Source organism: Teichococcus aestuarii, from assembly GCF_003116135.1.
Classification (GTDB): domain Bacteria; phylum Pseudomonadota; class Alphaproteobacteria; order Acetobacterales; family Acetobacteraceae; genus Pseudoroseomonas; species Pseudoroseomonas aestuarii.
On the sequence record NZ_PDOA01000005.1, the window covers coordinates 52938 to 71874 of the forward strand.

Sequence of the window (18937 nt, forward strand, 5' to 3'; positions counted from 1 at the left end):
AAGAGGTCCAGGGGAATTCATTCCCCTGGCCTTTGGTCCGGATAATCCCGCCCCGCCCTGGATTTATAGGTGGGCAGCGACCAGCTCCGCCGCAGCGCCGCCGCCCGGATGAGGAAGGCGGCGCCCATGCCCGCGCACACCGCCAGGGCGCGGTCGGTGCCGGCCAGGGTGAGCGCCACGAACAGCGCGGCCCCCGCCGCCGCCGCCGTGGCGTAGATTTCCTTCCGCAGGATCAGCGGCAGTTCGCCGCAGATGACGTCGCGCAGGGCGCCGCCGAAGGTGGCGGTGATCATGCCGAGCAGGATGGCCGCCCAGGGGCTGGCGCCCGCGCCGAGTGCGGCTTCCGCCCCCAGCACGGCGAAGAGCGCCATGCCCACCGCATCCGCCCAGAGCAGCGGCACGAAGCGCCGCTCCACCCGGTGCGCGGTGAAGAACACCGCCAGCGCCAGCAGCGCCACCATCAGCGCCAGCCCCGGCGTGCCGAGCCAGGCCGCGGTGCGGCCCAGCAGCACGTCCCGCACCGTGCCGCCGCCGAAGGCGGTGGTGGCGGCGATCAGGATGAACCCCACCGGGTCCAGCTGCTTGCGCGAGGCCACCAGCGCGCCGGAGATGGCGAAGGCCGCCGAGCCGGCCCAGTTCAGCACCTCCAGCAGGAGGCCGAGGCCGGACACGCTACTCGGCGGGGGCGGCGGTGGGGGCGCGGCTGGCGCGGACGCTGCCGCGCGCCCCGCCCATGCAGAGCAGCGAGAGGCCGAGCAGCACCGCCACCAGCGGCAGCACCAGATGCGGCAGCCCGGCATCGAGCAGCAGGCCGAAGGGCACCGGCGTCAGCGCGCCGCCCAGCGGCAGGCCGGCGGAGATGAAGCCGAACACCTTGCCGATCTGCCCGGGCGGCGCCGCGTCCTTCACCATGACGTCGCGCGGGGTGCGGCTGGCGCCCAGCGCGAGGCCCGCGCCGAGGGCCAGCGCCACGGCCAGCGGCCCGGGGATGGGCAGCGCGCCGAGCGCCAGGATCAGCGTCATCGCCACCAGGGTGAGGCCGATGACGAAGGCGCCGTGCCGCGTGTAGCGGTCGGCGAACCAGCCGCCCACCAGCACGCCGCCGGTGGCGCCCATCATGTAGCCGGTGAGCGCCATGGAGCCCATGGCGATGGGGATGCCCCAGAGCTGGTCCAGCACCGTGATAACGAAGGCCTGGATGCCCGAGCCCGCCATGGAGGAGAGCAGGAAGAAGGCGAAGAACAGCAGCATGGGGCGGGAGAGCAGCACCGCCGCGCCGCCCTCGGCCGCCTTGGCCCCGCGCGCCTTCGGCTGGTCGGCCAGGATGCGGCTCTGCAGCAGGATGGCGCCCACCACCGGCAGGCCGAGCAGCCCCACCAGCATCAGCCCCCAGCGCCAGCCCATGGTGGCGGCCAGGGCCACGATGATGGGCGGCGCCAGCGCGAAGCCGAGATTGCCCGTCAGCGTGTGCCAGGCGAAGGCGCGGCCCATGCGCGCCTTGTTGATGGAGCCGGCGAGGATGGCGTAGTCGGCCGGGTGGATGACGCTGTTGCCGATGCCCGAGAGCATGGCCAGCCCCAGGATCACCCAGTAGCTGGGCGCGAAGGCCATGGCGGAGATGGAGAGCGTCATCAGCAGCGTGCCGCCGATGAGGTAGGGCCGCGCCCCGTGCCGGTCCACCAGGAAGCCCACCGGCGTCTGCAGCAGGGCGGTGACGCCGCTCATCAGCGCGACCGACAGGCCGAGCGCCGCGTAGGAGACGCCGAACTCCTCGCGCCAGATGGGGAAGAGCGGCGCCAGGCACAGCATGTAGAAATGCGACAGGAAATGGCCGGTGCCGATCAGGCCGATGATGCGCCAGTCCCGGTCGGGCGGCGGCGGGAGAGGCTCTCCGGGGCGTGGATGCGACGTGTCGGGGCCGGGCGTGGCCATGGTGTTTCCTCGGGCGCGGACTGCCGGGCAAGGCTGCGCCCGGGCCGCGGGGCCTGTCAAACCGGCGGGGCGCCGTTCAGCCGCCCAGGCTCTCGCGGATCAGCGCGATCAGCGGCTCGACGAGCTGGGTCTGGTTGGTGGCGTCGCCGAACACCGCCATCTCGGCCACGCCGAGGCCGGGCAGGCCGGAAAGCTCGGCCAGCCCCTCCGGCAGGCCGGAGCGGCCGAGCACCGTGGCGGCCAGCCCCGCCTGCGCCGCCGCCGCCACGCCGAGCAGGCTGGCCGAGACATAGACCACCTCGAAGGCCAGCCCGGCGCGGGCCAGCGCGGCCAGCGCCCGGTCGCGGAACATGCAGCCCTGCGGCAGCATGGCCACGGGGAGCGGGCGGCCCTCGGGCGGCATCCAGCCGGGCGGCGCCACCCAGACGATCGGCTCGGTCCAGATCGGGCGGCCCTCCGTCTCGCCCTCGCGCCGCTTGCCCAGCACCAGGTCCAGCGCGCCGCGCTCCTGCGAGGCGCGCAGCTCGTGGCTGCGGCCCACCTCGATCTCCAGCCGCAGCTCGGGGAAGGTGCGGGCGAAGCGGGCCAGGATCGGCGCCAGGTTACGCGGCACGAAATGGTCCGCCACGCCGAGCCGCAGCCGGCCCGTCACGGGCGGTGCCACCAGCCGGCGCACCGCCTCGTCGTTCAGCGCCAGCATGCGGCGGGCATAGGCCAGCAGCGTCTCGCCCTCCCGCGTGAGCGCGATGCTGCGGCTGGTGCGCTCCAGCACGCGCTTCTGCAGCAGCTCCTCCAGCCGCTTCACCTTCAGGCTGACGGCCGATTGCGTCAGGCCCAGCGCCGCGGCGCCGGCGGTGAAGCCGCCGCGCTCGGCCACCTGCACGAAGCAGCGCAGCAGGTCGAGGTCGAGATCGGGGATGCGCATGGCGCCAGCTTTCGCCCGTGCCGGCGCCGGCGGCAAGCGGGCATGAAAAAAGGCCGGGGGATCGCTCCCCCGGCCCCATCGTTCCTCCGAGGCCGCGCCGCGCGGGGCGCGGCTCAGATCTCGTCGTCGAACCCGCCATCCTCGGCGCCGGCATCGTCGGCATAGCCGCCCGTGTCGCCATAGGCGTCATTGCCGTAGCTGTCGCTGGCCGGCACGGCATCCTGCGCGGCCGGGTCGGTCCAGGGGCTGGAGGTCGGCACCGCGTCCTGCGCGAAGCTGCCGGCCGCGTCCGTCGCGGCGGTGGCCGCCTCGGCCGCGCCGCCGGAGAAGGCGCCCATCAGCATGTTGCCCAGCACCATGCCGCCGGCGACGCCCGCCGCCGTGGTCAACGCCGAGCCAAGGAAGCCGCCGCCGCGGCTCTGCTGCATGGCGCCTGGCGGCACGTATTGCGGCGGCTGCACCGGCTGCGGGCGGGGGCTCATCGGCACCGGGCGCGGCTGGCCGCCGCCGAACATGCCGCCGAACAGGCCGCCCCGGCCCTGCTGCTGCGACGCCTCGGCCTGGCGCTGGGTGTTCTCCAGCTGCCACTCCAGCTCCTGGATGCGATTCTGCGCCTGCACCAGGGCGTGCTCCTGCACGAAGGCGGTCTGCGTGAGCCGGTAGCGCGCCTCGGGGTAGCGGGCGAACAAATCGGCGATCAGGCGGTCGGCCTCCGGGTCGACCGGCGGCAGGGGCGGGCGGGACTGGGTGGCCGGCACGCTGCTGCCGCCCCAGGGCGAGGGCGCCGGCTGCGGGGCGGAGACCCCGGCCATGCGCTCCACGAAGGCGGAAATGATGCGGCGTTCTTCTTCGGTCATGTCCGATCCCCGAGGCGGGGCCTTTCCAGACGGGTTGTCATCCGCGCCCGGCACATATGCACAGGGCGCGAGGCAGGCATCTGGCCTGCCGGGGGCTGGCTTTCAAGCGGAATTAAAAACCGGACATGTTTTGTCACGAAACGCCGCGCCCGCGCTATGCCCGGGACCGCTCAGGCGGCGGTGGAGAGCCGCAGGCGCGCCCATTCGATCACCGGGCAGCGGTCCATCACCGCCACCAGCCCGGCGGCGCGCGCCCGTTCCGCCGCCGCCTGGTCGACGACGCCAAGCTGCATCCACACGCAGCGCGCGCCGAGGCGGATCGCCTCGTCCACCACCGCGCCGGCTTCCTCGCTGCGGCGGAAGATGTCCACCATCTCGAGCGGCCCCGCCGCCTCCAGCGAGGCGGCGACGGCGCTGCCGTGCAGCACCTGCCCGGCCAGGCCGGGGTTGACCGGCGTCACCTCGAAGCCGCGCCCCACCAGGAAGCGCGTCACCTCGTTGGAGGGGCGGGCCGGGTTTGCCGAGGCACCCACCACGGCGATGCGCCGCGTGTTCAGCAGCACCTCGCGGATCGTCTCGTCGCTCAGTCCGTCGATGGCCATGGCGGCCTCCTTTGCTTCAATCCGCGTCCTCGCGGTGCAGGATGCGCAGGCTGTCCTGCTCCAGCGTCAGCGTATAGTCCTGTCCGTCGCTGGCGCGGGCGCGCGCCACGCGCCACAGCCCGTCCTCCAGCGCGACGCGGCCGAAATCCGTGTAGCCGAGGTGGCGCAGCGCCGCGCCGATCTCCGCCCTCTCCTCCGCGCCCGCCGGCCGGTTTTCGGGATCGGTGGCGATGCTGCGCAGGGCGTCGGGCGTCAGGCGCAGATCGCGGCGCGTGCCGTCGCCGGCCACGGCGCCTTCCACCGTCCAGACGCCATCCTCCAGGCCGACCCTGCCCCAGTCCTGGTAGCCCTCGGCCCGCAGCGCCGCCTCCAGCCGAGCGCGCTCGGCCCCGGTAGGGTCGCGGGCCAGGACAGGGGCCGTGCACGGCGCCAGGGCCAGGAGCGGTGCCAGGAACAGGGCCAGGAGCAGGGCCGGCGGGGCGGCGGGGCGGTGGGTCACGGGGCGCGACTCCTCGGGCTCGGGACCAGTGCAACGCGCGGCCGCCCCGGCCGGTTGAGCCGTGCGGGGCAGGCACCCGCCCCGCGCGGCCCGCTTCGGTAGACCCCGCCTCAGTAGATGACGACGCCGCGGATGCTCTCGCCCCGCGTCATCAGGTCGAACCCCTCGTTGATGCGCTCGAGCGGCATGGTGTGGGTGATCAGGTCGTCGATGTTGATCTTGCCGTCCATGTACCAGTCGACGATCTTCGGCACGTCCGTCCGCCCGCGCGCGCCGCCGAAGGCGGAGCCGATCCAGCGCCGGCCGGTGACGAGCTGGAAGGGCCGGGTGGAGATCTCCTGCCCCGCCGCCGCCACGCCGATGATGGTGGAGACGCCCCAGCCCTTGTGGCAGCATTCCAGCGCCTGGCGCATCAGCGTCGTGTTGCCGACGCACTCGAAGGAATAGTCGGCGCCGCCCTTCGTCAGCTCGACGAGGTGGCCGACCAGGTCGCCCTGCACCTCCTTCGGGTTGACGAAATGCGTCATGCCGAACCGGCGGGCCATCGCCTCGCGCTCGGGGTTGATGTCCACGCCCACGATCATGTCGGCGCCGACCATACGCGCGCCCTGGATGACGTTCAGCCCGATGCCGCCGAGGCCGAACACCACCACATTGGCGCCCGCCTCCACCTTGGCGGTGAACAGCACGGCGCCGAGCCCGGTGGTGACGCCGCAGCCGATGTAGCAGACCTTGTCGAACGGCGCGTCCTCGCGGATCTTGGCCAGCGCGATCTCGGGCACCACGGTGTGGTTGGCGAAGGTCGAGGTGCCCATGTAGTGGTGGATCGGCTTGCCGTTGCAGGAGAAGCGGCTGGTGCCGTCCGGCATCTGGCCGCGGCCTTGGGTCACGCGGATCTTCTGGCAGAGATTGGTCTTGCGGCTGAGGCAGTAGTCGCACTCGCGGCATTCGGGCGTGTAGAGCGGGATGACGTGGTCGCCCTTCCGCAGCGACTTCACCCCGGGCCCGACATCGACGACGATGCCCGCCCCCTCATGGCCGAGGATGCTGGGGAAGATGCCCTCCGGGTCGGCGCCGGAGAGGGTGTACTTGTCGGTGTGGCAGAGGCCGGTGGCCTTCACCTCCACCAGCACCTCGCCCTCGCGCGGGCCTTCGAGGTCCACCTCCTCGATGGACAGCGGCTTGCCGGCTTCCCAGGCAATCGCGGCGCGGGTCTTCATGGGCGGCTTCTCCTCAGGCCGTGGGTGGGGCGCGCGTTCGTCGCACTTCTTGCCCCGGCGGAAAAGGTGGTCATCTCTTGGCCCATGCAAATCCCCTTTCTGAGCCGCCCCCCGCAGGTGGCGCTGGTCCGCCTCTCGGGCGTCATCGCCGCGCGGGGCGGCCTCGGCCCGGGCGGGCTGAGCCTCGAGGGCATCGCGCCCGTGCTGGAGCGCGCCTTCGGGCTGAAGCGCCTCGCGGGCGTGGTGCTTGCCATCAACTCGCCCGGCGGTTCGCCGGTGCAGTCCAGCCTGATCGGCCAGCGCATCCGCGCGCTGGCCGAGAAGCACAAGGTGCCGGTCGTCGCCTGCGTCGAGGACGCGGCAGCCTCGGGCGGCTACTGGATCGCCTGCGCGGCGGACGAGATCGTGGCCGACCCGTCCTCGATCGTGGGCTCCATCGGCGTCATCTCGGCGGGCTTCGGGCTGGAAGGGCTGGCGGAGAAGCTCGGCGTCGAGCGGCGGCTGACCACGGCGGGGGGGCAGAAATCCTTCCTCGACCCGTTCCGCCCCGTCGAGCCCTGGCAGCAGGCGCGGCTGGAGGCGCTGCTCTCGGCGCTGCACGCCGAGTTCGCCGGTTGGGTAAAGGCGCGGCGCGGCGCCCGCCTGGCGGCGCCCGAGGATGAGCTGTTCACGGGCCGCTTCTGGACCGGGCGGGAGGCGCTGCCGCTCGGCCTGATCGACCGGCTGGGCGACGCCAGGGGCGAGATCCTGCGCCGCTTCGGCGAGAAGGCGCGGGTGGTGCCGCTCGGCCAGCGCCGGCCGCCGCTGCCGCTGCGCCTGCTGCGCGGCGCCACGGCCGAGGGGCTGGCCCTGGTGGAGGAGCGGGCGGCCTGGGCGCGGCTCGGGCTGTAGGCCCGGGACCTTCCCGGAACCCTCGCTGGACCGGGAGGCCGGGCCGCGCGTAACGACGCCCTCCACCCTGTCCCGGAGTCTCCCATGCCCGGTTCCGCGATCCCGACCCTGACGACGCCCCGCCTGATCCTGCGCCCGCCGGTGGCAGCGGATTTTCCGGCCTATGCGCGGCTGATGGCCTCGCCGCGCGCGGCCGGCATGGGCGGCCCCTTCGGCCCCCGGGCAGCCTGGGGCATGTTCTGCCACGACGTGGCGCAGTGGGCGCTGTTCGGGCACGGGTCGCTGATGCTGGCGCTGCCCGGCTCGGGCGAATGCGTCGGGCAGGTGGGCATCAACCATGGCCCGCTCTTTCCGGAGAAGGAGCTGGGCTGGCTGCTCTATGAGGGGCAGGAAGGCCGGGGCTACGCCACCGAGGCGGCCCGCGCGATGCGCGACTGGGCCTTCGGCACGCTCGGCCTTGCCACCCTCGTCAGCTATGTCGGCCCCGGGAACCGCCGCTCCGCCGCGGTGGCGGAGCGGCTGGGGGCCGTGCTGGACCCGCTGGCGCGGCGGCCGGATGTGGGCGACCTCGTGTACCGCCATTCCGCGGCGCCCCGGATGCCGGCCCGAGGCGGGCCGGGGAGGGGCGGGGGCGCTCAGAGATCCTCGAACCAGCTGACATCGCCATCATCCAGATCGTAGCGCGCGGCGACGATCTTCAGCCGGCCCGAATGCGAGGCCGCCTGCAGCACCGGGCTCTGCGTCTTCAGCCGGGCGGCGACGCGGCGGGCATTGGCCTCCACCGCCGCGTCCAGCCCCACCGTGCCGTCCGCCGCGCGCGCGGCGAGGATGGCCGGGATGATCGGCTGCACCATCTCGCCGATCACGCCGGGGAAGGTGGCGTTGCGCGCCACCACCTCCAGCGCGGCGGCGACAGCGCCGCAGCTTTCATGCCCCAGCACCACGACCAGCGGGCAGCCCAGCACCCCCACGCCATACTCGATGCTGCCCAGCGCCGCCGTGTCCACCGTGTTGCCGGCGTTGCGGACGATGAACAGCTCGCCCAGGCCGCGGCCGAACAGAAGCTCCGGCGACACGCGGCTGTCGGAGCAGCCCACCAGCACGCAGAAGGGCGCCTGCCCCACCGCCAGCTTCACCCGGTCCTCGCGGCCCTGGGCGGAGCGGTAGGGGGCGTCGGTGCGGAACTGGTCGTTGCCCTGCTTCATCAGCTCGAGCGCCTGCTGGGCGGTCAGGCTCGTCTGCGGCATGGCGCCGGCGGCGCGGGGCCGGCCCGGCAGGGCGCCGACGACCAGCCCGGCGGTGGCGGCGAGCAGGCCGCGCCGCGCCAGCCCACCCGCCGCCCGCGGCGGGAACGGGCCTGAGGGGAACGGGCTTGGCAGGAACGGGCTTGGCGGGGAGGAAGCGGCGGGAAGGCCGGGGTGGCAGGTGCATCCGGGCCGGTTGCGGGGGGTGTGGGGCGGCATGGCGCTGGCTCCGTAGGGGAGGGGATAGGGGGCGGCCGGCGCTTGCACCTCCTGCCCGCCCGGTGGCCCCCATGAAGGACCACGCGGCGAGCAGCCGGTTCCCGTCGGCGCGCCGGCTTTTTCGCTTGCCGGAGGCGGCGGCCGGCCCGACCCTCGGCCCGGCGCCCCCTGATTCCTGCCCCCTGACCCCCGCCCCTTGGCCTTGCCCTTGTGAGGAGCCTGCATGGACATCCTGGCCTCGAACGCCGCCTACGAAGCCTTTCTGCGCCACGAGCTGGGGCATGAGCTGGTGGAGGAGGGACTGGCCGAGAAGCGGCGCGAGATGGCGGGGGATGCCTTCGGCTTCCTGCGCGCCACCTATTTCCGCTGGGCCGAGACGGCGCTGGCGCTGTTCCCGGAGCTGGCCGATGCCCCCACCGTCCTGGCGGTGGGCGACATCCACCTGGAGAATTTCGGCACCTGGCGGGATGCCGAGGGCCGCCTCGTCTGGGGCGTGAACGACTATGACGAGGCGGCCGAGATGCCCTACGCGCTCGACCTGGTGCGGCTGGCCACCAGCGGACTGCTGGCCAGCCCGGAGCCGGACTGGCGCGAGGCGGAGCCGATCGCCGCGCATCTGCTGGCCGGCTACCTCAAGGGAGTCCGCAAGCCCGGCCCCACCCTGCTGGACCGCGACCACCGCTGGCTGCGCCGCACCGTGATCGTGCCCGACGAGCACCGCGACGCCTTCTGGGAGAAGCTGAAGCGCAAGCGCCGCCGCTTCGAGAAGCGCGACGGGGCGGAGCGCCCCGTCTTCTTCCCGCGCTACGAGGCCGCGCTGCGCGCCGCCCTGCCGCAGGGCGCCACCGAGCCACGCTTCTGGTACCGCAGCGCCGGCCTGGGCAGCCTCGGCCGGCCGCGCTGGGTGGCGCAGGCGAAGTGGCGCGGCGACTGGGTGCTGCGCGAGGCCAAGGCGGTGCTGCCCTCCGCCTGGGTGCGGCTGCACGGCAGGCATGGCCGCGCCGTGCGCTGCCTGGAGATCGCCACCGGCCGCCACCGCGCGCCGGACCCCTGGTACCGCGTGACGGATGGCGTGGTCGTCCGCCGCCTTTCCCCGAACAACCGCAAGATCGAGACCGACCGCCCCATCTCGCCCGACTGGGACCACGGGCCGGACGAGACGCTGGGCCGCGAGGTGCTGCTGGGCGAGAAGATGCTGAAGGCGATGGGGCGGGAGATGGCGGCCATCCATCTCGGCACCGGCGACCATGCGGCGGCGATCCGCGCCGACCTGGCGCGGCGCCCAGAGGGCTGGCTGCGCGAGGCCGCGCTGCGCGCTGCCCAGGCCATGACGGCCGAGCACCGGCAGTTCGCCGGCCACATGGGGGCACAGGCGGAGAGCTGAGCCGCGCCCCTTGACAGCCGGCCCCGCCGGGGCCGCATTGGCGGGAGCCGCGCCCCTCCCAGCGGGGCGGCGCATCGCCGATCCGGTTTTCCCCGGGCCGCGCGCCGGGCCGCCTTTCCGCCCGCCCGCGCACGCCCCCACCGCCGAGGACCCGCCGCATGGACCAGCCTGTGCCAACCACCGCCTCCCTGGCCGAGGACCCGCGCCTGGACCGGCTGGCGGAGCTCGCCGTGCATGTCGGCCTCGGCGGCATGAAGCCGGGGCAGGAGCTGGTGATGACCGCCTCCATCGAATCCCTGCCCCTGGTGCGCCGCATCGTGGCCGAGGCCTACAAGGCCGGCGCCTCCCTCGTCACGCCGCTGCTCTCGGATGACGAGACGGCGCTCGCCCGCTACCGCCACGCCGCGCCCGAGAGCTTCGACGTGGCGGCGGGCTGGATGTACGAGGGCATGGCCGCCGCCTTCCGCGGCGGCGCCGCGCGCCTGGCCGTGGTGGGGGATGACCCCAACCTGCTGGCGGGCCAGGACCCCGAGAAGATCTCCCGCGCCAACCGCGCCCGTTCCAAGGCCTACCGGCCGGCGCTGGAACTGATCACGGCGTCCGCCATCAACTGGACGCTGGTGCCCTTCGCCTCCGCCGCCTGGGCGCGCACCGTCTTCCCCGAACTGCCGGAGGCGCAGGCGGTGGCGAAGCTGTGGGACGCGATCTTCGCCGCCACCCGCGCCGACACGCCGGACCCGCGCGCCAACTGGGCGGCGCACAACGCCGCGCTGATGACGCGCCGCAGGATGCTGAACGAGCGCCGCTTCCGCGCGCTGCGCTTCCAGGGGCCCGGCACCGACCTCACCGTGGGCCTGGCCGACGAGCATTCCTGGATGGGCGGCTCCTCCAAGGCGCTGAACGGCATCACCGGCAACCCCAACATCCCGACGGAGGAGGTGTTCACCACCCCCCATGCCGCGATGACCGAGGGCACCGTCGCCGCCACCAAGCCGCTCGCCCATGCCGGCACGCTGATCCGTGACATCCGCGTGCGCTTCGAGGGCGGGCGGATCGTCGAGGCGCAGGCCAGCAGCGGGCAGGACGTGCTGCAGAAGATGATCGGCACCGACGAGGGCGCGCGGCGGCTGGGCGAGGTGGCGCTGGTGCCGCATTCCTCGCCCATCTCGCAGACGGGGCTGCTGTTCTTCAACACGCTGTTCGATGAGAACGCGGCCAGCCACATCGCCCTCGGCCAGGCCTACAAGAAGTGCTTCACCGACGCCGAAGGCATGAGCGACGAGACCTTCGCGGCGCGCGGCGGCAATTCCAGCCTGATCCATGTGGACTGGATGATCGGCTCGGCCGAGGTGGATGTGGATGGCATCGGCTTCGATGGCGCCGCCACGCCGGTGATGCGCAAGGGTGAGTGGGTGTAAGGGAAATCTTCTTTTTCTGAAGAAAAAGAAGCAAAAAGACTTTGTCAGTCTGGCGTCCCGCCTCTCCCCGGAGTGCGCCAACCGACAAAAGTTTTTTGGTTCTTTTTTCCAAAAAAGAACAACTTCCCTGACATGCAAAAATCGGGAGAAACACCATGAAGGTATGGCTCGGGGCCGTGCTGGCCTGCGCCATCGCGCTGCCGGCGGCGGCGCAGACGCGGCGCGACGAATTCTACTGGCTGGGCGAGATCAACAAGGCCAGCGCCGTCATCAACAGCCAGGAAGGGCTGCTCGACCCGGCGGCCGCGCCGCGCATTGCCGCCGGGCTGCGGACAGTGCTGCAGGCGGGGGAGCAGCCGGGCGGCAAGCGGCCCACGACCGTCATCACCTTCGAGCCGCTGCTGATCGAGGCCGCCGGCGTCGAGGCCACGCTGCTGCATGCGGGGCGCTCCAGCCAGGACATGCTCTCCACCGTGCGCGCCGCCATCCTGCGCGACGAGCTGCTGAAGCTCGCCACCCAGCTCCACAAGACCACCGCCGCCATGCTGCGCCTGGCCGAGCGCAACACCGGCACCATCGTGCCCAACTACACCAATGGCGTCGCCGCCCAGCCCAACAGCTACGCGCATTACCTGCTCGGCCACATCGCCGGGCTGGAGCGGAACGCGGAGCGGCTGCGCCAGGCCTATGCGCGGCTGGACCGCTCGCCCATGGGCACCACGGTGCTGAACGGCACGAGCTGGCCGCTGAACCGCGAGCGCATGGCGCGCTATCTCGGCTTCCCCGCGCTGGTGGACAATGCCTACGACGCCGCGCAGATCACCGCCGCCGAGATGCCGGTGGAGATCGGCGCCGTGGCCGGCAGCATCGCCATCCATGCCGGCGCCTTCGTCGAGGACGTGATGACGCAGTATGCGCAGCCACGCCCCTGGATCCTGCTGCGCGAAGGAGATGGCAATACCTATGTCTCCAGCGCCATGCCGCAGAAGCGCAACCCCGGCCTGCTGAACGACACCCGCGCCGAGGCTTCGCGCGCCGTCTCGCTCGGCATCGGGCGGCTCATCCAGGCGCACAACATCCCGCCCGGCATGAGCGACCCGAAGGCCGTGCGCGACAACACCGCCGTCGTCGCCGCCGCGCTGCGCACGCTGGCGAGCTGGGAGCGGGTGCTGAACGCAGTGGTCATCAGCCCCGAGCGCGCGCTGGAGGAGCTGAACAGCGACTGGACCGCCTCGCAGGAGGTGGCGGACGTGCTGATGCGGACATACCGGCTGCCCTTCCGCGTCGGCCACCATTTCGCCTCCGAGGTGGTGGACCACGCCAAGGCGCATGACATCCGCCCCAGCGACTTCCCCTATGCCGAGGCGCAGCGCATCTACGCGCACACGCTTCAGGAGATGAAGGTGGAGGGCAGTGCCCTGCCGATGAGCGAGGCGGAGTTCCGCGCGACGCTGGACCCGGTGGCGATCATCCGCAACCGCGCCACCTCCGGCGGCCCGCAGCCGGCCGAGCTGACGCGGATGCTGGAGGCGGCGAAATCCTCCCTCGCGGCGCAGGAGGGCTGGATCGTCGAGCGGCGCGGCGCGATCGACGCGGCGCTGTCCGCTCTGGACAAGGACTTCGCGGCGTTGATGAAGTGACCTTCTTTTTCTGAAGAAAAAGAAGCAAAAAGACTTTGTCAGTTTGGCGTCCCGCTTTGTGTTGGCGCACCCCAAACTGACAAAAGTTTTTTGGTTCTTTTTTCCAAAAAAGAACGTCTGCTACAGCCTTGCCACGAATGCCGCCGGATCCTCGTAGCAATCCATGTGCGGCACGATCTCGATGTTGCCGTCCCGCTCCGCCAGGAAGGTGGGGAAGCTGGTGGCGCCCACGCGCTGCATCAGCCGGCGGGTGGTGTTGATGTGCGCCTCCACCGGCGCGGCGGCGAGGCTGGCGCGGAACTCCGCCTCATCGAGCCCCAGCTCCATGGCGAGGGCGGCGAGCACGCCATCCTCCACCACCCGCAGCCCTTCCACATAGTGCGCGCGCTGGATGGCGCGCAGCATGGCCGGCGCCAGCGGCTCCGGCACCGCCAGCAGGGCGGCGATGGTGGGGCGGGAGTGGAACACCGTCTCCGGGTCCGCCAGCAGCGCCCGGTAGCCCGGCCCGAAGACCTGGCCGGTCAGGGCGCCGATGCGCGCATCGGCTTCCAGGATGTGCTGGCGCTGCCCCTCCCGCAGACGGGCGGCGGGGTGCCAGAGGCCCCCGCCATGCATGCGCAGCCGGATCTCGGGCCGCGCGCGGGCGGCCTCCAGCAGGGCGGTGGCCGCGTAGCACCACCCGCAGAGCGGGTCGTGGATGTAATGCAGGATGGTCATCAATATCCCACGGTGAAGCGTCGGCGCCGGTGGGCCGGGTGCTCGATCTCGTCGGCGAGGGCCACGGCGTAATCCTCGAAGGAAATGGTGCTGCTGCCGCTTGCGTCCAGCAGCAGCCGGTCGGCGCCGAGCCGGAACCTGCCCGTGCGCTCGCCGGGGACGAACATCGCGGAGGGGCAGAGGAAGGTCCAGTCGAGCTGCGCCTCCTGCTCCAGCCGCTCCAGGAAGGCGCCGCCCCGGCGGGCCTCCTCCCGGTAGATGGCCGGGAAATCGGGCGTGTCGAACAGCTTGAGGCCGGGGGCCACCTCCAGGCTGCCGGCGCCGCCCACCACCAGGTAGCGCGCCACGCCGGCCTGCTTCACCGCACCAATCAGCGCCTCGGGGTCGCTGGCGGTGAAGTGGACGCTGCTGATCGCCACATCGTGTCCGGCGAGCAGGGCGGCGAGGGCCGGGACGTCGTGCAGGTCGGCGGCGCGGGGGGTGACGCCGGGCAGCGCCGCGATCCTGCCGGCGTCGCGGGCGATGGCGGTGACGGCGTGGCCACGCCGGGCCAGCTCGGCCAGGATGCGGGAGCCGGCCTGGCCGGAGGCGCCGATGAGGGCGATGCGCAAGGTGAGGTTCCTTCGGGAATGTGGTATCCGTTGGAAACCAGGTAGGCTGAGGACACGCCGGGGCGGAAGAAGGCACTTTCCGCCCATCTGGTGACCGCGAGGTAACCATGGCCGATGACGACACCGCCGGGCCCTGCCCGGGCGACCTGTTCAACCCCGACTGCCCGACCCGGCTGGTGCTGGACCGGATCGCCGACAAATGGACGGTGATGCTGCTGGTGCTGCTCTCCCGCGCGCCCTGGCGCTTTGGCGCGCTGCGCCGGGCCACCGGCATCTCGCAGAAGGTGCTGGCCCAGGCGCTGCGCCGGCTGGAGCGGGACGGGCTGGCGAGCCGGAGGGTCTTCGCCACCATGCCGGTGACGGTGGAATACGCCATCACCCCGCTCGGCACCGACCTCGCCCGCGCGCTGGAGACGCTGCGCCACTGGGCGGAGGCGCATATCGGCGAGGTGCTGGCCGCCCAGCGCCGCTACGATTCAGCCGAGGAAGCGGCGCTGCCCGCGCAGAACGGGGCGATCTCCGCCACCGAGCGGAACAGCGCCAGCGGCGCGGTGGCGGCCAGGGCCTCGGGCCGGGCATAGCCCCAGGAGACGGCGGCGAAGCCCATGCCGACGGCACGGGCCGCCTCGGCGTCCCGCAACTCGTCGCCGATATAGAGGGTCTGGGCGGGGGCGAGCCCCGCCTGCCGCAGCAGGCCGCGCAGCCGGGGCGGCTTGCCGAAGAGCGAGGCGCCGCAGGCATAGGCGCCGATCCGCCCCGCCTCCCGCCCCAGCGTCATGCGGATGGAAGCCTCCGAATCGGAGCTGGCGATGGCCACGGGCATGCCGGCCAGCCGCAGCGCCGCCAGCATCTCCGGCACGCCCGGGAACAGGGGAATCTCGCCCGCCGCCGCCCGCTTGCGCGCGCGCAGATGCGCCACGATGGCCGGCAGGCGCCAGGCCGGCACTGCCAGCCGGCGCAGAATCTCCCGCGAGTCGCAGCCGCGCAGCGCCTCCAGCTCCGACGCCGCCGGGCTGTGGAAGCCGAAGCGGGCGGCGGTCTCCGGCAGGGCGGCGCGGAACCAGGGGAAGCTGTCGGCCAGCGTGCCGTCGAAGTCGAAGACCGCCAGCCGCCAGCGGGCCTCAGCCACCGACCTGGGCGATCCAGTCTGCCAGGTTGTAGGTGTTCGACACGCGGGCGATCTTCTCCCCCCGCACCTCGAAGAAGGCGCCGGCGGGCAGCACATAGGTCTGGCCGCGCGCCTCCGGCAGGCCGGCATCGGTGGCGAGATAGGTACCGTGCACGGTGAACTCGGCCGCGGCGCGGGCGCCGCTCTCGCCCACCATCACCACGATGTCCTTCAACTCCTCGCGGTAATGCGCGTTCATCCGGGCCATGAAGGCGCGGAAGGCGGGGATGCCGGTCTCCCGCGCGCCCTGGTTGATGTCATGCGCCACATCCTCAGCGAGCAGGGCCAGCATGCCCTCCACGTCCCCCGCGTTGAAGGCGGCGTAGTAGCTGCGGATCAGGGTCTCGGTGGCGGCCATGATGGTGTGCCCTTCCTTGCCGGGGGGGTGTGGCGGGTCTTATGGTGCGCCGCGCAACACGGCCGCAAGCCCCAGGCACGCCCAGAACAGATGACCGAGACGCAGCAGATCACACACGCCCCCGCGCCGCCTCCCGCCGGGAAGCCGCTCAGCTTCCAGGACATCATCCTGACGCTGCACCGCTTCTGGAGCGCGCAGGGCTGCGTGATCCTGCAGCCCTACGACATGGAAATGGGCGCCGGCACCTTCCATCCGGCCACCACGCTGCGCGCGCTGGGGCCGAAGGACTGGAAGGCGGCCTATGTGCAGCCCTCCCGCCGCCCCTCGGATGGCCGCTACGGCGAGAACCCGAACCGGCTGCAGCACTACTACCAGTACCAGGTCATCCTGAAGCCGAGCCCGGCCGACCCGCAGGCGCTGCTGATCGAGAGCTACCGCGCGCTCGGCATCGACCCCGCCCTGCACGACATCCGCTTCGTCGAGGACGATTGGGAGAGCCCGACGCTGGGCGCCTGGGGCCTCGGCTGGGAGGTGTGGTGCGACGGGATGGAGGTGACGCAGTTCACCTATTTCCAGCAGGTGGGCGGCATTTCGGTGGAGAAGCCCTGCGCCGAGCTGACCTACGGGCTGGAGCGGCTGGCCATGTACATCCAGGGCGTCGAGAATGTGTACGACCTGGATTTCAACGGCCAGGGCGTCACCTATGGCGATGTGTTCCTGCGCGCCGAGAAGGAATTCTCCGCCTACAATTTCGAGCACGCCGACACCGCCCTGCTGTTCCAGCACTTCCGGGACGCCGAGGCCGAGTGCGCCGCGCTGGTGGAGAAGGGGCTGGCCCTGCCGGCCTATGACCAGTGCATCAAGGCCAGCCACGCCTTCAACCTGCTCGATGCCCGCGGCGCCATCAGCGTGACGGAGCGGGCGGCCTATATCGGCCGGGTCCGGGCGCTGGCGAAGCGCTGCTGCGAGACCTGGATGGCCCCCGGCGGCTGAGCCGCCCATCCGCCCCGCCGAACTGCCATGCTGGCGCCCGAATTCCGCGCCAGCCTTCCTTCCGGCCCTTTCCCCGCAAGGCCCACGATGCCCGAACTCCTGCTCGAACTCTTCTCCGAGGAAATCCCCGCCCGCATGCAGGCGCGCGCGGCCGAGGACCTGGCGCGCCTGCTGGGCGAGGCGCTGAAGGGCGCGGGCCTGCCGGCGGAAGGGCTGCGCACCCTCTACGGTCCCCGCCGCCTGGCGCTGGTGGCCGAGCTGCCCGCCGGCACCAAGGCCGTGGAGGAGGAGCGCCGCGGCCCGCGCGCCGACGCCACCGGCCCGGCGCTGGAAGGCTTCCTGCGCTCCACCGGCCTGACGCGGGAGCAGCTGGAGGCGCGCGAGGGCAAGGGCGGCACTTATCTGTACGCTGTCATCCGCCGGCCGGGGCGGCCGACGCCGGAGGTGCTGGCGGAGATCATTCCTGGTCTCCTGCGCCGCTTCCCCTGGCCGAAGTCGATGCGCTGGGGTGGCACCAGCACCTTCGTCTGGGTGCGGCCGCTGAAGCGCATCCTCTGCCTGTTCGATGGCGCGGTGGTGCCCTTCACCCTGATCCAAGGGGAGGATGACGGGCACGGGCTGGCCAGCGCCGACCGCACCGAGGGGCACCGGATTCTCTCGCCGGGTGACTTTTCGGTTAGAAATTTCTCGGATTATGCGACGCAACTCGCCGCACGGCACGTTGTTATCGACCCCGTTGAGCGCGCCAGGCTTGTGCGTGACGGTATCGCGGCCCTGGCCGCGCGGGAGGGGGTCGAGGTGGTGCCGGATGAGGGGCTGGTGGCGGAGGTGGCGGGGCTGGTCGAATGGCCCGTGCCCCTGCTCGGCCGCATCGACGACGCCTTCATGGACCTCCCCCCCGAGCTGATGCGCACCACCATGCGCGTCAACCAGCGCTACTTCGCGCTGCGCAAGCCGGATGGCGGGGCGGCGCCCTGCTTCGCCGTGGTGTCGAACATCGCCGCCCATGATGGCGGCGCGGCGGTGGTCGGCGGCAATGAGCGCGTGCTGCGCGCCCGCCTGTCGGACGCCCGCTTCTTCTGGGACCTCGACCGCAGGCAGGCGCTGGAAGCCTTCCTGCCGAAGCTGGAGAGCGTGGTGTTCCACGCGAAGCTTGGCACCCAGGGGCAGCGCGTGGCGCGGCTGGCACGGCTGGCCGAGTGGCTGGCGCCGCGCGTCGGCGCCGAGCCGGCGCTGGCCGCCCGTGCCGCGAAGCTGGCCAAGGCCGACCTCGCCACCGGCCTCGTGGGCGAGTTCCCGGAATTGCAGGGTATCATCGGCCGCTATTACGCGCTGAAGGATGGCGAGGATGCGCGGGTGGCCGAGGCCATCGCCGCGCATTACCGCCCCATGGGCCCGGGCGACTCGGTGCCCGACGAGCCGGTGGCGATCGCCGTGGCGCTGGCCGACAAGCTGGACCAGCTCGCCGGCTTCTTCGCCGCCGATGAGCGCCCCACCGGCTCGGGCGACCCCTATGCGCTGCGCCGCGCGGCGCTCGGCGTCATCCGCATCCTGCGCGAGAACGGGCTGCGGCTGGACCTGTCGGACGCGCTGGCCGAGGCCTTCTTCGGCTACCCGCAGGCCGTGGGCGCCACGGCCGAGCCGGAATTCGGCATGGTGGTGGCGCAGGAGGCGATGAAGGCCGGCTTCCAGCCCGGCCCGAAATCCGCCCACCCGCCGATGGTGGCCGCCTTCGCCGCCGGGCTGCTGGACTTCCTGGCCGACCGGCTGCGCGTGCAGCTGCGCGCCGAGGGCGAGCGGCACGACGTGCTGGCGGCCACGCTGGGAGCGGGTGGCGGCGCCGATCTCGTCCGGGTGCTGGCCCGCGCCGCGGCGCTGCGCGCCTTCCTGGAAGGGGAGGATGGCGCCAATCTGCTGGCCGCCTACCGGCGCGCCGCCAACATCCTCCGCATCGAGGACAAGAAGGACGGGCCGCACCGTCCCGAGACCGACCTCGCCCGCTTCACCGCGGCGGAAGAGGCGGCGCTCTCCGCCGCGCTGGACGGCGCGCTGCCGGAAGCGCAGGCGGCGCTCGCCGCCGAGAACGACATGGCCGCCATGGAAGCCCTGGCGCGCCTGCGCGCGCCGGTGGACGCCTTCTTCGAGAAGGTGGTGGTGAACGATGCGGATGCGCAACTCCGGCGCAACCGTCTAGGTTTGTTGGCCCGACTCCGGGCCGCGATCGACCAGGTGGCCGATTTCTCCAAGATCGAAGGCTGA

20 protein-coding genes are annotated in these 18937 nt (G+C 72.5%); 8 read left to right on the forward strand and 12 right to left on the reverse strand.

The window, feature by feature from the left end:
• Positions 1 to 17 precede the first annotated feature (17 nt).
• The 7 genes from CR165_RS09635 to CR165_RS09665 all read right to left on the reverse strand — a co-directional run bounded on the left by CR165_RS09635 (position 18) and on the right by CR165_RS09665 (position 6035).
• The gene (locus tag CR165_RS09635) at positions 18 to 671 is read right to left on the reverse strand and encodes a trimeric intracellular cation channel family protein (protein WP_109516777.1); all 654 of its coding nucleotides are present in this window, start codon (positions 669 to 671) and stop codon (positions 18 to 20) included.
• Between the two features lies 1 nt (position 672).
• Positions 673 to 1932 carry an MFS transporter gene (locus CR165_RS09640; RefSeq protein WP_109516778.1) on the reverse strand — a complete coding sequence of 420 codons (1260 nt, stop codon included), beginning with the start codon at positions 1930 to 1932 and terminating at the stop codon, positions 673 to 675.
• Positions 1933 to 2008: 76 nt separating this feature from the next.
• On the reverse strand, positions 2009 to 2857 hold the full coding sequence (locus CR165_RS09645; RefSeq protein WP_109516779.1) for a LysR family transcriptional regulator: 849 nt from the start codon (positions 2855 to 2857) through the stop codon (positions 2009 to 2011).
• 113 nt (positions 2858 to 2970) lie between these two features.
• Entirely contained in the window at positions 2971 to 3714 is a 744-nt protein-coding gene (locus CR165_RS09650; RefSeq protein ID WP_109516780.1) for a DUF2076 domain-containing protein, read from the reverse strand.
• 170 nt (positions 3715 to 3884) lie between these two features.
• Positions 3885 to 4316, reverse strand: a complete 432-nt coding sequence (locus tag CR165_RS09655) for a CoA-binding protein (protein WP_109516781.1) — start codon at positions 4314 to 4316, stop codon at positions 3885 to 3887.
• A 16-nt stretch (positions 4317 to 4332) separates the two neighbouring features.
• Positions 4333 to 4815 carry a PepSY domain-containing protein gene (locus CR165_RS09660; protein ID WP_109516782.1) on the reverse strand — a complete coding sequence of 161 codons (483 nt, stop codon included), beginning with the start codon at positions 4813 to 4815 and terminating at the stop codon, positions 4333 to 4335.
• A 110-nt stretch (positions 4816 to 4925) separates the two neighbouring features.
• Entirely contained in the window at positions 4926 to 6035 is a 1110-nt protein-coding gene (locus CR165_RS09665; RefSeq protein ID WP_109516783.1) for an S-(hydroxymethyl)glutathione dehydrogenase/class III alcohol dehydrogenase, read from the reverse strand.
• An 84-nt stretch (positions 6036 to 6119) separates the two neighbouring features.
• On the opposite strand from CR165_RS09665, the gene CR165_RS09670 reads away from it, so the two are divergent.
• Together CR165_RS09670 and CR165_RS09675 are read left to right on the forward strand one after the other, a co-directional pair.
• The gene (locus CR165_RS09670) at positions 6120 to 6926 is read left to right on the forward strand and encodes a S49 family peptidase (RefSeq protein WP_109516784.1); all 807 of its coding nucleotides are present in this window, start codon (positions 6120 to 6122) and stop codon (positions 6924 to 6926) included.
• A gap of 84 nt (positions 6927 to 7010) precedes the next feature.
• A complete protein-coding gene (locus tag CR165_RS09675) occupies positions 7011 to 7607 on the forward strand; it encodes a GNAT family N-acetyltransferase (protein WP_109516785.1) in 597 nt (198 codons plus the stop codon).
• Here CR165_RS09675 and CR165_RS09680 read toward each other — a convergent pair.
• The gene (locus tag CR165_RS09680; RefSeq protein ID WP_219929718.1) at positions 7562 to 8389 is read right to left on the reverse strand and encodes a carbonic anhydrase; all 828 of its coding nucleotides are present in this window, start codon (positions 8387 to 8389) and stop codon (positions 7562 to 7564) included. The genes CR165_RS09675 and CR165_RS09680 overlap by 46 nt on opposite strands.
• A gap of 223 nt (positions 8390 to 8612) precedes the next feature.
• Here CR165_RS09680 and CR165_RS09685 point away from each other — a divergent pair, with 223 nt between their 5' ends.
• From CR165_RS09685 to CR165_RS09695, 3 genes are all read left to right on the forward strand, one after another.
• Complete coding sequence (locus tag CR165_RS09685; protein ID WP_109516786.1) at positions 8613 to 9773, forward strand: DUF2252 family protein; 1161 nt, start codon at positions 8613 to 8615, stop codon at positions 9771 to 9773.
• A 158-nt stretch (positions 9774 to 9931) separates the two neighbouring features.
• Complete coding sequence (locus tag CR165_RS09690; protein WP_109516787.1) at positions 9932 to 11191, forward strand: aminopeptidase; 1260 nt, start codon at positions 9932 to 9934, stop codon at positions 11189 to 11191.
• 155 nt (positions 11192 to 11346) lie between these two features.
• Positions 11347 to 12831 (forward strand): argininosuccinate lyase, encoded by a 1485-nt coding sequence (locus tag CR165_RS09695; RefSeq protein WP_109516788.1) that lies wholly within the window; start codon positions 11347 to 11349, stop codon positions 12829 to 12831.
• Between the two features lie 120 nt (positions 12832 to 12951).
• Here the strand turns inward: CR165_RS09695 and CR165_RS09700 are convergent, their stop codons facing one another.
• Positions 12952 to 13548 carry a DsbA family protein gene (locus tag CR165_RS09700; RefSeq protein WP_109516789.1) on the reverse strand — a complete coding sequence of 199 codons (597 nt, stop codon included), beginning with the start codon at positions 13546 to 13548 and terminating at the stop codon, positions 12952 to 12954.
• On the reverse strand, positions 13548 to 14159 hold the full coding sequence (locus CR165_RS09705) for an NAD(P)-dependent oxidoreductase (protein ID WP_109516790.1): 612 nt from the start codon (positions 14157 to 14159) through the stop codon (positions 13548 to 13550). The genes CR165_RS09700 and CR165_RS09705 overlap by 1 nt, the downstream gene beginning before the upstream one ends.
• 107 nt (positions 14160 to 14266) lie before the next feature.
• Between CR165_RS09705 and CR165_RS09710 the strand changes: the two genes are divergently transcribed.
• Positions 14267 to 14740: a winged helix-turn-helix transcriptional regulator gene (locus tag CR165_RS09710; protein WP_109516791.1), complete on the forward strand. Its 474-nt coding sequence runs from the start codon at positions 14267 to 14269 to the stop codon at positions 14738 to 14740.
• Here CR165_RS09710 and CR165_RS09715 read toward each other — a convergent pair.
• The gene (locus tag CR165_RS09715) at positions 14629 to 15288 is read right to left on the reverse strand and encodes an HAD-IA family hydrolase (RefSeq protein WP_245906302.1); all 660 of its coding nucleotides are present in this window, start codon (positions 15286 to 15288) and stop codon (positions 14629 to 14631) included. The genes CR165_RS09710 and CR165_RS09715 overlap by 112 nt on opposite strands.
• Positions 15281 to 15685 carry a ketosteroid isomerase-related protein gene (locus tag CR165_RS09720; protein WP_109516793.1) on the reverse strand — a complete coding sequence of 135 codons (405 nt, stop codon included), beginning with the start codon at positions 15683 to 15685 and terminating at the stop codon, positions 15281 to 15283. Before CR165_RS09720 ends, CR165_RS09715 begins: the two co-directional genes overlap by 8 nt.
• Positions 15686 to 15775: 90 nt before the next feature.
• On the opposite strand from CR165_RS09720, the gene CR165_RS09725 reads away from it, so the two are divergent.
• Both CR165_RS09725 and glyS read left to right on the forward strand, forming a co-directional pair.
• A complete protein-coding gene (locus CR165_RS09725) occupies positions 15776 to 16678 on the forward strand; it encodes a glycine--tRNA ligase subunit alpha (protein WP_109516794.1) in 903 nt (300 codons plus the stop codon).
• A gap of 87 nt (positions 16679 to 16765) precedes the next feature.
• Positions 16766 to 18937, forward strand: coding sequence for a glycine--tRNA ligase subunit beta (glyS, locus tag CR165_RS09730; protein WP_109516994.1), 2172 nt, complete (start codon positions 16766 to 16768; stop codon positions 18935 to 18937).